Source organism: Halomonas sp. ND22Bw (assembly GCF_003011945.1).
Classification (GTDB): domain Bacteria; phylum Pseudomonadota; class Gammaproteobacteria; order Pseudomonadales; family Halomonadaceae; genus Halomonas; species Halomonas halophila.
The window spans coordinates 1-270 of the sequence record NZ_PXWD01000926.1; the positions used below are offsets into that span (position 1 = coordinate 1).

General features: G+C 69.6%; 1 protein-coding gene. It reads right to left on the reverse strand.

Annotation, left to right across the window (positions count from 1 at the left end; genetic code table 11):
- A partial coding sequence (locus CVH10_RS20860) for an O-antigen ligase (RefSeq protein WP_181244607.1) occupies window positions 1–270 on the reverse strand: 270 nt, incomplete at both ends.

Below are 270 nucleotides of genomic sequence, written 5' to 3' on the forward strand. Positions count from 1 at the left end.
AGCTGGAAGGGTCCGTACCACAGTGGGTATTCGAGCAGGCTGTGGAGCACCATCGCGCCCAGCACGGCCCAGGCCATCAGCCGCGTCGGGCCGCGCTCGCGCCAGGGCCGGGCGCCCAGCACCAGCGCCATGAAGCCGGCGCAGACCACGACCGCCACGGGAACGCCCAACTCCACCGCCAGGTGCAACGGCAGGTTGTGCGCGTTGTCCAGGATCTCGACGAAGCGCGGCCCGGCGTACAGATGGCTGAAATGCGCGTAGCTCAGCTCG